Origin of the sequence: Burkholderia sp. S-53, assembly GCF_025560745.1 — a bacterium.
Classification (GTDB): Bacteria; Pseudomonadota; Gammaproteobacteria; order Burkholderiales; family Burkholderiaceae; genus Burkholderia; species Burkholderia pyrrocinia.
On sequence record NZ_CP090482.1, the window covers coordinates 287,325 to 300,358 of the forward strand.

At 67.4% G+C, this 13,034-nt stretch carries 14 protein-coding genes; 9 read left to right on the forward strand and 5 right to left on the reverse strand.

Annotation, left to right across the window (positions count from 1 at the left end; genetic code table 11):
• Nucleotides 1-170: 170 nt before the first annotated feature.
• The 3 genes from LXM88_RS01025 (at nucleotide 171) to LXM88_RS01035 (ending at nucleotide 1,806) form a co-directional block, all read left to right on the forward strand.
• Nucleotides 171-542, forward strand: a complete 372-nt coding sequence (locus LXM88_RS01025; RefSeq protein WP_096476319.1) for a CidA/LrgA family protein — start codon at nucleotides 171-173, stop codon at nucleotides 540-542.
• Entirely contained in the window at nucleotides 539-1,273 is a 735-nt protein-coding gene (locus tag LXM88_RS01030; protein ID WP_262531246.1) for an LrgB family protein, read from the forward strand. Before LXM88_RS01025 ends, LXM88_RS01030 begins: the two co-directional genes overlap by 4 nt.
• 227 nt (nucleotides 1,274-1,500) lie before the next feature.
• A complete protein-coding gene (locus LXM88_RS01035; RefSeq protein WP_174378003.1) occupies nucleotides 1,501-1,806 on the forward strand; it encodes a hypothetical protein in 306 nt (101 codons plus the stop codon).
• Between the two features lie 124 nt (nucleotides 1,807-1,930).
• Here LXM88_RS01035 and wrbA read toward each other — a convergent pair whose 3' ends face one another.
• Together wrbA and LXM88_RS01045 are read right to left on the reverse strand one after the other, a co-directional pair.
• Nucleotides 1,931-2,533, reverse strand: coding sequence for an NAD(P)H:quinone oxidoreductase (gene wrbA / locus LXM88_RS01040; protein ID WP_262531248.1), 603 nt, complete (start codon nucleotides 2,531-2,533; stop codon nucleotides 1,931-1,933).
• A gap of 61 nt (nucleotides 2,534-2,594) precedes the next feature.
• Complete coding sequence (locus tag LXM88_RS01045; RefSeq protein ID WP_262531249.1) at nucleotides 2,595-3,320, reverse strand: pirin family protein; 726 nt, start codon at nucleotides 3,318-3,320, stop codon at nucleotides 2,595-2,597.
• 128 nt (nucleotides 3,321-3,448) lie between these two features.
• Between LXM88_RS01045 and LXM88_RS01050 the strand changes: the two genes are divergently transcribed.
• The 3 genes from LXM88_RS01050 (at nucleotide 3,449) to LXM88_RS01060 (ending at nucleotide 7,078) form a co-directional block, all read left to right on the forward strand.
• Nucleotides 3,449-4,366 (forward strand): LysR family transcriptional regulator, encoded by a 918-nt coding sequence (locus LXM88_RS01050; RefSeq protein WP_262531252.1) that lies wholly within the window; start codon nucleotides 3,449-3,451, stop codon nucleotides 4,364-4,366.
• A gap of 94 nt (nucleotides 4,367-4,460) precedes the next feature.
• Nucleotides 4,461-5,582, forward strand: a complete 1,122-nt coding sequence (locus LXM88_RS01055) for a Fic family protein (protein WP_262531253.1) — start codon at nucleotides 4,461-4,463, stop codon at nucleotides 5,580-5,582.
• Between the two features lie 425 nt (nucleotides 5,583-6,007).
• Complete coding sequence (locus LXM88_RS01060) at nucleotides 6,008-7,078, forward strand: lysozyme inhibitor LprI family protein (protein ID WP_262531254.1); 1,071 nt, start codon at nucleotides 6,008-6,010, stop codon at nucleotides 7,076-7,078.
• Between the two features lie 51 nt (nucleotides 7,079-7,129).
• Here the strand turns inward: LXM88_RS01060 and LXM88_RS01065 are convergent, their stop codons facing one another.
• Entirely contained in the window at nucleotides 7,130-8,215 is a 1,086-nt protein-coding gene (locus tag LXM88_RS01065) for a LacI family DNA-binding transcriptional regulator (protein ID WP_262531256.1), read from the reverse strand.
• Between the two features lie 241 nt (nucleotides 8,216-8,456).
• Between LXM88_RS01065 and rbsK the strand changes: the two genes are divergently transcribed.
• From rbsK to LXM88_RS01080, 3 genes are read left to right on the forward strand one after another with little or no spacing between them, the layout of a single operon-like run.
• Nucleotides 8,457-9,383, forward strand: coding sequence for a ribokinase (rbsK, locus tag LXM88_RS01070; protein ID WP_262531258.1), 927 nt, complete (start codon nucleotides 8,457-8,459; stop codon nucleotides 9,381-9,383).
• 60 nt (nucleotides 9,384-9,443) lie between these two features.
• Nucleotides 9,444-10,763: an MFS transporter gene (locus LXM88_RS01075; protein ID WP_262531261.1), complete on the forward strand. Its 1,320-nt coding sequence runs from the start codon at nucleotides 9,444-9,446 to the stop codon at nucleotides 10,761-10,763.
• A 45-nt stretch (nucleotides 10,764-10,808) separates the two neighbouring features.
• Nucleotides 10,809-11,756 carry a dihydrodipicolinate synthase family protein gene (locus tag LXM88_RS01080; protein WP_262531262.1) on the forward strand — a complete coding sequence of 316 codons (948 nt, stop codon included), beginning with the start codon at nucleotides 10,809-10,811 and terminating at the stop codon, nucleotides 11,754-11,756.
• A 151-nt stretch (nucleotides 11,757-11,907) separates the two neighbouring features.
• Here LXM88_RS01080 and LXM88_RS01085 read toward each other — a convergent pair whose 3' ends face one another.
• Nucleotides 11,908-12,168, reverse strand: a complete 261-nt coding sequence (locus LXM88_RS01085; RefSeq protein ID WP_262531264.1) for a hypothetical protein — start codon at nucleotides 12,166-12,168, stop codon at nucleotides 11,908-11,910.
• A complete protein-coding gene (locus LXM88_RS01090) occupies nucleotides 12,158-12,907 on the reverse strand; it encodes a DNA/RNA non-specific endonuclease (protein WP_262531266.1) in 750 nt (249 codons plus the stop codon). Before LXM88_RS01090 ends, LXM88_RS01085 begins: the two co-directional genes overlap by 11 nt.
• Between the last annotated feature and the right edge of the window lie 127 nt (nucleotides 12,908-13,034).

The window sequence follows — 13,034 nt, forward strand, 5'->3', positions numbered from 1 at the left end:
ATCCAGCCGGATTGAAGCGCTCGACGCGAGATCGTGCGATTGCGCCGTCGCGACCGGCCGCGGACATTGTTGATACGATCGCGCATATCGTCCACGCCGGCGCCGCAAGCCGCCGGCTTGTCGGTCGCGCGGCCGCCCGGTATCGCGGCCACCTTCTGGAGAAGCGGTTCATGCTGCAGGCGTTCGCGGTCTTGCTGGTCTTTCAGTGTCTCGGGGAAGGCGTGTCCTATCTGTTCGGCCTGCCGGTGCCGGGCCCGGTGATCGGCATGCTGCTGCTGTTCGGCTTCGTGATGCTGCGTCCGCAGGTGGCCGACGCGATCGAGCCGACCGCGCTCGAGCTGCTGCGCCACCTGTCGTTGCTGTTCGTACCGGCCGGCGTCGGCATCATGGTGTCGGCCGACCGCGTGCGCGGCGACGCGGTCGCGGTCGTCGTCGCGCTGGCCGTGAGCACCACGCTCGCGATCGCGGTGACGGCGCTCGTCACGCGTGCGCTGCTGCGGCGTCAGCGCCGCGCGGGCGGCACCGCGGAGGGTACGCAATGACGGCCTTCCCGAAACTCGGCGCGATCTGGGTCTATCTCGCCGCGAGCCCGTTGCTGGGCCTGACCATCACGCTGGTCGCGTATCTGTTCGCGCAGGCCGTCTATGCGCGGGCGCGCTTCAACCCGCTCGCGAACCCGGTGCTGATCGCCGTTGCGCTGATCGTCGGGCTGCTGACGCTCACGCATACGCCGTATCCGACCTATTTCGAAGGCGCGCAGTTCGTCCATTTCCTGCTCGGCCCCGCGACCGTCGCGCTCGCGCTGCCGCTGTACCGCCAGTGGTCGAAGCTGCGGCGCACGGCGCTGCCGTTGCTCGTCGGCCTGCTCGCGGGCTCGCTGACTGCGATCCTGTCGGCGGTCGGCATCGCCGCGCTGTTTGGCGCGTCGCACCAGACGATCGCGTCGCTCGCGCCGAAATCGGCGACGACGCCGATCGCGATGGCCGTCGCCGCGGAGATCGGCGGCATTCCGTCGTTGACCGCCGTGCTCGTGATCTCGACCGGGATTTTCGGCGCGGTGTGCGCGCGCGGGATCCTCAACGCGCTGCGGATCGACGAGCCGGCGGTGCGCGGTTTCGCGCTCGGCGTCGCGTCGCACGGGATCGGCACCGCGCGCGCGTTCCAGGTCAGCGAGGAGGCCGGCGCGTTCGCCGGGCTCGGGATGGGGCTGAACGGCGTGCTGACGGCCTTCGTCGTGCCGATCCTGCTGCCGTTGCTGTCGCGCTGGGTCTGAGCGCCGGCGGCCCCGGGGTTATCGGTTTCCCTGATGGGCGCGGATGACATGCCGGCACGACGGCGTGCCCCGCGCGCACGTATCGCTGCCGTTATCGGGAGAATTCAGGAACGCACACGGACATTTGCGCAGCGATCGGCTAACGTTGCATCGGCGCCGTCGTCGCAAGCGGTCGCGTGCGCGCCGGTGTTCGACCCACAACCAACAATCGACAAGGAGATCCGGCCATGAAGAAGTCTCGCGTGGTTTCGGTGGCAGTAGCAGTAACGGCGTCGTTCGGTCTGCTGTTGACCGCCGCGCCGGCGGCATACGCGCAGGATCAGGCGTCCGCGCCGACGCAGAAGCAGCTCGACAAGGCGCAGAAGAAGGCGGCGCGCAAGGCGGCCCGGGCGCGCCATGCGTCGGACCTGAAGGCGATCGGTACCGGCAGCGGCTACCGGCTGACCAACGACCAGAGCAACTATCCGCAGAACGCCGTGCAGAAGGCGCCCGCGACCAAGGCGGCGCCCGCCGCGCCGGCTTCCGGGCAGTAACGAACGGCCGGTAAACGCGCACGAACGGACGGCGCCGGGTCGCCCCGGCACCGTCCGTTCGTGCGCGGCTTTCCGGGAATGCCGGGCCGGGCGCGGCCGGCGACTTCCCGGATGGTGCGACGCGTTACGACGCGAGCTTGCTCGCGAGTTCCGCGACGTGCTTGCCCTGGTAGCGCGCGATTTCGAGTTCGTTCGCGCTCGGCTGGCGGCTGCCGTCCGCGCCCGCGAGCGTCGTCGCGCCGTACGGCGTGCCGCCGGTGATTTCATTCATGTTGACGAGCCCGCTGCATGCGTACGGCACGCCCACGATCACCATCCCCTGGTGCAGCAGCGTCGTGTGGAACGACGTGATCGTCGTTTCCTGGCCGCCGTGCTGCGTGCCGGTCGACGCGAACACGCTGCCGATCTTGCCGACGAGTGCGCCCTTCATCCACAGGCCGCCGGTCTGGTCGAGGAACGTGCGCATCTGGCCGGCCATGTTGCCGAAGCGGGTCGGCGTGCCGAAGATGATCGCGTCGTAATCGGGGAGTTCGTCCACGGTCGCGACCGGTGCGGCCTGGTCGACCTTCACGCCGATGGCCCTGGCCTGGTCGACAGGGATCGTTTCCGGCACGCGCTTGAGCGCAACCTCGACGCCGGGCACCGATTTCGCGCCTTCGGCAATCTGTTGCGCCATCGTTTCGACGTGCCCGTAGGACGAGTAGTAAAGAACGAGTACCTTGGCCATGTTGCGAATCTCCGATTAAAAGGGCCCCGCTTTCAGCGGAGCCCGGTTTCCCGAACGGGCGTCATGCCCACTCGGCCGTCACTTCGACCGGACGCAGGTCGAACACCAGCACTTCGGCGTCGTTGCCGTCGGCAAACGTCAGCGCCTGTTCGCCGCGGATGCGTGCGCCGTCGCCTTCGCCGAGCGTCACGCCGTTGACCGTCACGCTGCCGCGTGCAACGTGCACGTAAGCAAAGCGGTCCGGTGCCAGTTCCAGCGTAGCGCGTTCATCGCCGTCGAACAGGCCTGCGTAGATCCGCGTGTCCTGGCGGATCTTCAGCGAGCCGGCATCGCCGTTCGGCGACACGACCAGCGTGAGCTTGCCGCGCTTGTCGCCGGCCGCGACATTCGTCTGCTGATAACGCGGCTCGGCACCCTTTTCGGCCGGCCCGACCCAGATCTGCAGGAAGTGGACCGGCCTTTCAGCCGAATGGTTGAACTCGCTGTGGCGCACGCCAGTGCCCGCGCTCATCAACTGCACGTCGCCCGGCACGATCACCGACCCGGTGCCCATCGAGTCCTTGTGTTCCAGCGCGCCGTCGAGCACGTACGACAGGATTTCCATGTCGCGGTGCGGGTGCGTGCCGAAGCCGCCACCCTGCGCGACGCGGTCGTCGTTGATCACGAGCAGGTCGGAGAAGCCGACCTGCTTCGGATCGTAGTAATTCGCGAACGAAAACGTATGACGGGAGCTGAGCCAGCCATGCTCCGCACGGCCACGTTGGTTTGCTGCACGGATTTCGATCATGATTTCTGTCCTTGAAGTCGCCGGACCTCGGAAGTGGGCCCGGCCGTTCGTTGAGATGAATCTTAGGTCAATCGATTTGACAAATAAATGGCTGCGGAGATAATGACTGTCGCTATGGAGTGGACAATATGGAACTCAACGATCTGAGAATCTTCGTTGCGACGGTCGACGCGGGCAGCTTCACGGCGGCGGCCGACCAGCTGATGCTGTCCAAGCAGTTCGTCAGCCGGCGCACGATGGCGCTGGAGGCGTCGCTCGGCGTGCGGCTTCTGCACCGCAACACGCGCAATCTCGCGGTGACCGAATCGGGGCAGGAGTTTTACGCACGCGCGCAGCGGATCCTCGCGGAGATCGCCGATGCCGAGCAGGCGATGTCGGTGCGCAGCACCGAACTGCACGGCTCGCTGAAGATCAGCGCGCCGCTGTCGTTCGGGATCACGCACGTGTCGCCGCTGATCGCCGAATTCCTGTCCGCGCACCCGGCCGTGCGGCTGAACCTCGACCTGACCGACCGGCGCGTCGACCTGATCGGCGAGGGCTTCGATCTGGTGCTGCGGATCGGCTCGCTCGAGGATTCGTCGCTGATCGCGCGCCCGCTCGGCGCGTGGCGGATGATCGCGTGCGCGAGCCCCGCCTATCTGAAGCGGCAGGGCACGCCGGCGACGCCGGCCGAGCTCGCCGGCCACACGTGCCTGCTGTACGGGCGCGAGCGGCGCGTCGGCTGGGAATTCCGCGTCGACGGCGCGGCGCGCACGTTCGACGTGCAGGGGCCGCTCGTCGCGAACAACGGCGAAGTCGTGCGCGACGCGGCGATCGCGGGGCTCGGCATCGCGCTGCTGCCGCACTTCATCGTCGGCGCGGCGCTCGACAGCGGCGCGCTCGTGCCGGTGCTCGACGCGTATGCGCCGTCGCCGATCACGCTCAACGCGGTGTTTCCGCAGCATCGCGAAGGGTTCGTCACGCTGCGCACGTTCATCGGGTTTCTCGCGGAGCGGCTCGGGGAGGCTGCGCCGGCGGCGAAGGGCGGGGCGGGCCGGCGGCGGTAGCGGGCTGGTATGCGGTGAATGGGGTGGCTATTCTCCGCAGAATTTGCGGAGAATATTGAGTCATGCGGTGAATCGATGGGATAATCTCCGCATCATGAGCGGAGATTACACCTTCATCTGGGAGTCGGCCGACTGGCCTGCGTGGCGCTTCGACCTCCCGGCCCTTGCCACGTCACTCGCCGACGTCAGCCGTGCGCAGGGCATGCTGGCCGGGCGACTGGCGGATGTCGGCGTGGCGCTGCGCGACGAGGCGAGCCTGGTCGCGCTGACGGAGGACGTCGTCAAGACCAGCGCGATCGAGGGCGAAAACCTGAACGTCGCATCGGTCCGGTCGTCGATTGCACGCCGGCTCGGGGTCGATATCGGCGCGCTGGCGCCGGTCGATCCCCATGTCGAGGGCGTGGTCGACATGGTGCTGGACGCGACGACTCATGCGGCGGCACCGGTTACCGAGAGTCGCCTGTTCGGGTGGCATGCGGCCCTGTTCCCGACCGGCTATTCGGGGCTGTCGCGGATCACGGTCGGCGCATGGCGTACGGATGCAAGCGGGCCGATGCAGGTGGTGTCCGGGCCGATCGGCCGGCAACGCGTGCATTTCGAAGCACCGCCCGCCGCGCGCCTGACCGGCGAGATCGCGCGCTTGCTCGCCTGGTTCAATGCCACGCCGGTTGAACCCTTGCTGATCCGGGCCGGCCTGGCTCACCTCTGGTTCGTCACGCTCCACCCGTTCGACGACGGCAACGGCCGTATCGCGCGAGCGCTCGGGGATCTCGTCCTCGCGCGCGCCGATCGGAGTCCGCAGCGCTTCTATAGCCTGTCGGCGCAAATCCAGCGCGAGCGCAACGCGTATTACGACGTGCTGGAGCGGACGCAGCGCGGTTCGCTCGACGTCACCGAATGGCTCGCGTGGTTCTTGAATGCACTCGGCCGGGCCATCGACCATGCGCACACGACGCTCGACGCGGTGCTGATCAAGGCGCGCTTCTGGCAGCGATGTGGGGGCTTCGCGATGAACGAACGCCAGGTCAAGGTCATGAATCGCTTGCTCGACGGCTTCGAAGGGAAGCTGACGACCACCAAATGGGCGGCCCTCGCGAAGTGCTCGCAAGACACGGCGCTGCGCGACATCACGGAACTCGTCGAGCAGGGTGTGCTGCGCCGCTCGTCGTCCGGCGGGCGGAGCACGAGTTACGAGCTGGTGCCGTTCGACGGCTGACGCCGGCTCGCACTGTAACCGGCTTCGACGGTGGGTACCGCGCAGGCCGCCTGCCGCACTCGCACTCGCACCCGCACCCGCACCCGCACCCGCACCCGCACCCGCACCCGCACCCGCACCCGCACCCGCACACGCACACGCACACGAAGGCGAAGGCGAAGGCGAAGGCGAAGGCGAAGGCGCAATGGTCTTCATCGGGATCGTCGATGCTGCCGTGAACGCTGCATGGCGCGACGGCATCGTGCAATGCAGCGCGGCCAACGGGACGGTTGCGCCGACATCGAACGTCGATTGATCGGCGGCGTGCATTCGGGTTACGCTGCGGCGGGCGACGGCATGCGTCCATGCCGGGCCGGGCGCTTTTACCTCGAATATCGCGTGCAGGTAGCTTCTACAGGTGCGCGACCCAGCGACGATCCAAGCCGATGACCATCCAGAACCGATCGAACGCGCGCGGGCAAGCCGCGATTCCCGCATGTGATGCGCTGCGCACGCACCTGCGATCCGTCGCGGCGGCCGCGCTGCTGACGCTGTTGCCGATCACCGCGCATGCGGCCGGCTTCGACTGTGCGAAGGCCGCTTCGCCGACCGAGAAGACGATCTGCGCCGACGCCGCGCTGTCGCGGCTCGACGGCGACCTGTCGGCCGCGTGGAAGAAGGCGCTCGCGAAAGGCGGCGATACGGCCGCGCTGAAGTCCGCGCAGTTGAAGTGGCTCAAGCAGCGCGACCAGTGCGGCAACGATGCGCCGTGCCTCGGCGACCGCTATCGCGAACGGCTCGCGAGCCTGAACGGCACGCCGCTTGCCACCGACCGCTGGCAGCAGACGTGGTACCTGACGAGCGACAACCCGTCGTTCGGCGGCGTGCTGACGTTGACCGGCGCCGCGCCTCGCCTGCATTTCGAATTGAGCGCCAACAACGGCGCGAATACCGGCGGCCTCGACGGCGACATCGTGCTGCACGGCGACAGCGGCACCTACCGCAAGGACACATGCCGGCTCGATTTCGACCGGAAGGGCGGACGCATCCGCGTCACGCAACAGGGTGCGGATGTCGATTGCGGCGCCGGCGCGGGTGTCGTCTACGCGGGCGACTACGTGACCGCGTCGCAGTTCCAGGCCAAGCCGCAGGCCGACCTGCTGAGCCTCAAGGTCGTGACCGACGCGACGCAGAACGCGACCGCGCACAAGCTGCTCGGCGCCGACTACTCGACGCTCGTCGACATGGTCAACACCAGCGCCGACGAAAAGGATCTCGACGGGCTCAACGCGCGCGTGAAGTCGTACTGGGTGCGCGGCATCGCGACGACGAACGCGGCGATCGTGATGAGCCGCGGCGCCGATCTGTGGATCGGGCTGCTCGTGTTCGACGCGCAGAACAAGGTCCGGATGCGCTATTACTCGAACGCGCAGGCGTGGAAGAAAAACGTGCCGAAGACGATCCAGGCGTGGCACGACAATCTCGACAAGACGCTGCCGATCGACGTGATGCCGTGAGCGGGCGGGGTGGCCGCTGCTGCTCGCGGCACACATCCGCCCGACGCATCTTCATTTCTTGCGCGATGCGCGCGCCTGCTTCGGCGGCGCGGCCGATTCCCGCGTGCGCAACTCGGGCAGGACGGCACGACCGGGCCCCGTTGCGCCGTTCTCGAGCGCATCGAGCAACGCGTGCGCGGCCTGGCGCCCGATCGCATCGGTGTCGACCCACATCGTCGTCAGCGGCGGCCGGATTTCGCGCGCGAGCGCGATATCGTCGAACCCGGTGATCGACAATTGCGCGGGCACGTCGATGCCGAGCGCCTGCGCCTCGAGCAACGCGCCGAGCGCGAGCGCGTCGTTGCCGCAGATCACGGCCGTCGGCCGCGTCGCCGCGTCGCTGTCGGCGATCGCGCGCAGGCTCGCCCGCCCGAACGCGATCGTGGCCGCGCCTTCGTGCTGATGCACCGGGCGCACCGCGAGCCCGTGCGCGGCAAGCGTGTCGTGAATGCCGCGCAGGCGGGCCTGCACGCGGTCGTTGTCGGCCGACGGCTGCATGATGATCGCGAAATCGCGGTGGCCGAGGTCGAGCAGGTGCGTGGTGAGCCGCGCGAACGCCGCGCGGTTGTCGAAGCCGATGCAGCAGTGCGGGCTGTCGTCGCGATACGCGTACGTGACGACGTACGGCACGCCGTGCATCGCAAGGAGTTCGAACAGTTCCGGCGGATACGCTTCGCCGACCAGCGACACGGCTTCCACACCGCGCGACAGCATCGCGCGCACCTGCGCCAGCGCCTGCGCGGGATCGTAGTTCGAGCAGCCGAGGAACAGCGTGATGCCGTGCTCCGCCATGACCGTCTGCATGCCCGCGACCTGCGACGCGAACACCTGGTCGTCGAGCGTCGGAATGATCGCGCCGGTGATATGGGTGCGCGTGGACGCGAGCGCGCGGCCGGCCGCGTTCGGAATCCAGTTCAGTGCGCGGGCCGCGTCGCGCACGCGCTGCTGCACGTCGGCCGACACCTTGCCGGGATCGTTGTAGACGCGCGAGACGGTCGCGGTCGACACGCCGGCCAGCTTCGCGACATCGCCGAGCACCGAGCGGCCGCTGCCGCGTCGCGCACGCGACGCGCCGCCGCGGGACGGGGGCGTGCTCATCGGCCGTCTCCCGGCGTGGCGGTGTTGCCGGCGCCATGCGCTGTCAAAAGCGTCATTGTTTACCCTCGATTCATGGTGGTCCCGCTTGCATCCCGATTCGATCCTGTGAGAATGTAAGCGCTATCTTGATGCTGTTCCGTATTATGTCAGACCCATACTTCATCCGCATCGCGGAATTTTCATCGACGACGGCCTTCCGGGCCGTTTTGTTGGTCTCAAATGTAAGCGGTTACATTGCGACATGAACAGGGCTCATCCACCGTATATCGCTGTCGTCGGCAGCGTGAACATCGACCTCGTCACGCGTGCGCCGCGCCTGCCGGTGCCGGGCGAGACGCTGCTCGGCACGGCATTCCAGACCGTTCACGGCGGCAAGGGGGCGAACCAGGCGGTCGCCGCCGCGCGACTGGGGGCGTCGGTCGCGATGATCGGCTGCGTCGGCGACGACGCGTTCGGTGCGCGCCTGCACGGCGCGCTGGCGGCGGAACGGATCGACGTGACGCACCTGCATCGCATCGGCGGCGCGACGACCGGCGTTGCCGCGATCACGGTCGACGACGGCGGCGCGAACAGCATCGTCGTCGTGCCCGGCGCGAATGCGTGCCTCGATGCCGACCGGATCGACGCGGCGCACGAAACGATCGCCGGGGCGGCGCTGCTCGTATGCCAGCTCGAAGTGCCGATCGCGACCGTGGCACGCGCGATTGCGTGCGCGAGTGCGCACCGCACGCCGGTGCTGCTCAATCCCGCGCCTGCGCAGCCGCTGTTCGACGCGTTGCTGGCGCGGATCGACTACCTCGTCGTCAACGAAACCGAAGCCGAGTCGCTGACCGGCATCGCCGTCGGCGACGATGCGTCGGCCGTGCGCGCCGCCGATGCGCTGCGCGCGAAGGGCGTCGGCAACGTGCTGGTCACGCTCGGCGCGCGCGGCGTCTGCTGGCGCGGCAGCGCAGGGAACGGTCGCCATCGTGCGATGGCGGTGGTCGCGGTCGATACGACGGCGGCCGGCGACACGTTCGTCGGCGGGTTCGCGGCGGCGCGGGCGAACGGCGCGTCGATGGACGACGCGATCGGCTTCGGTCAGCGTGCGGCCGCGATCAGCGTCACGCGCTACGGCGCGCAGACCTCGATCCCGACGCGCGAAGAAGTGACACGTATGGATACCTGAATTCCGCATGAGACGGACAGGCCGGACCCGGCCGATACCGGTGACATGGAGACAAACGTTATGAGCGAAAACCAATCTGTTCCGCACGCGCCGCCGCGTATCCGGCGCGGGCAACGCATCGCGCTCGCGCTGTTGATGGCGAGCGGGATCGTCAATTATCTCGATCGCGGCACGCTGGCCGTCGCGAGCTCGGCGATCCGGGGCGATCTCGGCTTGTCGCTCGCGCAGATGGGGTTGCTGCTGTCGGCGTTCTCGTGGAGTTATGCGCTGTGCCAGTTCCCGGTCGGCGGGCTCGTCGACCGCATCGGTCCGCGCCGGCTGCTCGGCATCGGGCTGATCGTCTGGTCGTTCGCGCAGGCGTCCGGCGGCATCGTGTCCACCTTCGGCTGGTTCATCGTCGCGCGCATCGTGCTCGGCATCGGCGAGGCGCCGCAGTTCCCGTCGGCCGCGCGGGTGGTGAGCAACTGGTTTCCGCTGCGTGCGCGCGGCACGCCGACCGGTATTTTCAACGCCGCGTCGCCGCTCGGCACCGCGCTTGCGCCGTTGCTGCTGTCGATCGTCGTCGCGTCGTTCGACTGGCGCTGGGCGTTCATCGCGACGGGCGCACTCGGTCTCGTCGTGGCCGTGATCTGGTTTGCGCTGTACCGCGATCCGGTGCGCGCGCAACTGACCGCTGACGAGCGCAGCTATCTCGATGCCGATGCGCAAAGCGTCGTCGCAGCGCCGAAACTGACCTTCGGCGAATGGCGCAGCCTGTTCTCGCACGGCACGACCTGGGGGATGCTGATCGGCTTTTTCGGTTCCGTGTACCTGAACTGGGTCTACCTGACCTGGCTGCCCGGCTACCTGACGATGGAGCGGCACATGAGCCTGATCCGCACCGGATTCGCCGCGTCGGTGCCGTTCCTGTGCGGGTTCGTCGGCTCGCTGGTCGCCGGCTGGCTGTCGGACGTGGTCACGCGTCGCAGCCGCTCGCCGGTCGTGAGCCGGCGCAATGCGGTGGTGGTCGCGATGCTCGGGATGGTCGCATTCACGATCCCGGCCGCGCTCGTGCAGAGCAATGCGGTTGCGCTCGCATGCATTTCGGTCGTGATCTTTCTCGCCAACGCGGCGTCGGCCAGTTCGTGGGCGCTCGCGACGGCGGCCGCGCCGCCGAACCGCGTCGCATCGCTTGGCGCGATCCAGAATTTCGGCGGTTTCATCGGCGGTGCGCTCGCGCCGATCCTGACGGGCATCATTGCGCAGAAGTGGTCGTTCGTGCCCGCGCTGCTGACCGCCGCGGCGATCGCGTTCGCCGGCGCGATGGCCTACCTGCTGCTGGTGCGCAAGCCGATTCCCGAGCAGGCCGCGAATGCCGCGTCCGGGCCGTTGCCGGCCTGAGCACACAGCCTCGCACCACGCATTTACTGAAGGAAGGAGAAACAGATGCAACACCAGCAGCAATCGAGCGTGACCATCGAGGGGATCGTACCGGTGATGCTGACGCCGTTCGACGATGCCGGCGCGATCGACTACGCCGGGCTCGAGCGGCTCATCGAATGGTATCTGGCGCACGGCTCGGATGCGTTGTTCGCGGTCGCGCAATCGAGCGAGATGCAGTTCCTGAGTCTTGCCGAACGCGCGGAACTGGCGCGCTTCGTGGTCGAGCGGGTGGCCGGGCGCGTGCCCGTCGTCGCATCGGGGCACATCAGCGACGATCTCGACGCGCAGGTTGCCGAGCTGCGCGCGGCGGCCGAATCGGGTGCGCAGGGCGTCGTGCTCGTGACCAACCGCCTCGATCCGCAGCGCAAGGGCAGCGCCGCGTTGCTCGACCATCTCCACAAGCTGCTCGCGCGTCTGCCGTCGGATCTGCCGCTCGGCCTGTATGAGTGCCCGGCACCGTACCGGCGGCTCCTGTCGGATGACGAACTGCGCGCGTGCATCGACACGGGCCGGTTCGTGATGCTCAAGGACGTGAGCTGCGACCTCGAGACCGTGAAGCGGCGGGTCGCGCTCGCCGCGGGATCGCCGCTGAAGATCCTGAACGCAAACGCCGCGATCGCGTGGGACGCGATGAAGGCGGGGTCCGCGGGCTTCAACGGCGTGTTCACCAACTTCCATCCGGATCTCTACCGGTGGTTGCGCACGCAAGGAGACACGAACCCGGCGCTGGCCGACGAGCTCTCGACGTTCCTGGTCGTGTCGGCGGTGTCGGAGGCGCTGGGCTACCCGGCGCTCGCGAAGCTCTATCACCAGCGGATCGGCACCTTCGGGTCGATCAAATGCCGCGCGATCGATTACGACGTGCGCGAACGATTCTGGGCGCTCGACGCGGTGCTCGACAAGATCGTGGCCGGTACCGAGCATTTCCGCCGGCGAATCGCCGCGCAATAGCGGATGTGGCGCGCCGTGTGGAGCACGCGGCGCGCGATGCTCGATGCGCTGGAGCAAGTGCAGCACACCAACCTACGCGAGGTTGGTGTGCCAATTCGAGGCCCGCCCAATTTCCGTCCCGGTCTTGGTTGGAAAACGCCGGATCGGGTAATCAAAAAGGGTTCTTGACCGTCGTAGCGGGCGCCGGCGGATCGTCGGCGATTCGCTCGGGCAGCGCGGGATCGTGCTGAAGCGCCTCGACGATACTGTCGACAACTTGCTGAAGCGCCAGCGCAGCGCGGAGCCCTGCCTTGTCGCGCGTGAGCTCCAGCTCTCCCGATACGACGATGCGCTCGGGATCGTTCGTGACCGTCAGTGCGTCACCGTTGATGTTGACGACTGTCGTGTCGTCTGCAAACGCCTTAAATGCCATTCAAGCCTCCGATACGTTGATCCTTGAGGGATTCAGGGATGCCGGGAAACCGCAGGCCGCTTGTGGCCTCGAGTTCGTGCACCGTTCGCATATCGTAGCGGTTCGTCGCGACATTGTCGGCCACGATCGCGAACGCAAGCCGGCGCTGCGGCACGTAGACGACCTTGAAGATCTGCGTCGGCACGATGACGCCGGTGCTGCCGATGGCTTTCAGTTCCGTTCCATGAAACATCGGGCCGGTGACCACATAGGTGTCCGCGTATCGTTCGCCCAGGTGGCGGACAGCTTCTTCGACGTGGGCCCAGAGGCGGCGATTGTTGGTCGAATTCTGCGGAATCATGTTGGCAAGCGAAAACGATTCCGCCATCGCCTCGTCATTCCAGCGATCGCCTGCGGGCGACATGTGTCCGCGGTCGAATCCGCTCTTGCGGAAATCCGCGAGCTTTGCGCCCTCGCCAGCCGGTAGTCGCGGTTCCGCGTAGAAGCGATTGGTACGCACTTCCATCTTTGCCGCGGCGAGATGTGCGCTGGTGAGATGCTCTGCCGACCAGAGCGGGCCATGCGTGATGCCGGAGTGGAGAACCACGAAATCGGAAAAACACAGCTCGCGTGTTTTCACGGCGAGCTTCGGATTGGCAAGGACGGGTGCCTGGCTGTTCGGGCTGAACTGCGGACAGCCTGTCGACGCGTAGGTGTTGGCTGCAACTGCAAGTAGTGCACAAGAAAGAAGTTTCCGCATCGATGCTTGAGGGAGTCAATAAGCGCGTCGAGTATACGGGGAATTCGATGCGCGAATACAGGAAATGCATTTGCGTTACCACGCGGAAATTGCGCTTTCTGCACATGCGTCGCGCGCTTGACGAGTT